This is a genomic window from Alsobacter soli, from assembly GCF_003004785.1.
GTDB classification, from domain to species: domain Bacteria; phylum Pseudomonadota; class Alphaproteobacteria; order Rhizobiales; family Beijerinckiaceae; genus Alsobacter; species Alsobacter soli.
In genome coordinates this window covers 1-489 of the sequence record NZ_PVZS01000082.1, presented here as the reverse complement: position 1 = coordinate 489, position 489 = coordinate 1, and the positions used below count along the sequence as shown (strand labels likewise).

Here is a 489-nt window from a genome sequence, read left to right as displayed (position 1 = left end):
GCGGTCGACCGGGACCCGAATCGCGATCAGCCGTCGTCCCGAGACGCTGCCGACAGGCCCGATTCCGCCCACCACCGGGCGGCCTGTGCGAATGACCTCCTGCAAGCTTTCCCGGTCCGCTGTCCGGCCAAGCGGCTGCCCAATGGGCCGGAACAGGTTCATGACCTGATCCCCGTCCAGGTTCACGAGTTCCACCGTCTCCCAGAGCGGGTGCGCCAGCTTGACCCGGGCAGCCTCGACGTAGAAGGCGCTCAGGTCGGGCTTGTCCTTGTGGTCGAGGGCGGTGGAGGAAGCCAGGGTCTGGAGGACTTGCTGCTGGCTGGAGAGCTCGGCCGAGACCTTCTCGGCGACCTGGGCGGCCGTGGCCTGCGCCTCGAGCCAGGCGGACTCGCGGCCGCTGTCCGCAAGCACATACGCCACCAGCCCGCCGAAGAAGCAGATCGGCAGCGCCGCCGCCATCGCCATGGCGACAAGGGGGAAGTGCCCCTT

General features: G+C 69.1%; 1 protein-coding gene. It reads right to left on the bottom strand.

Annotation, left to right across the window (positions count from 1 at the left end):
* A partial coding sequence (locus SLNSH_RS25100; protein ID WP_245422476.1) for a cache domain-containing protein occupies window positions 1-489 on the bottom strand: 489 nt, incomplete at both ends.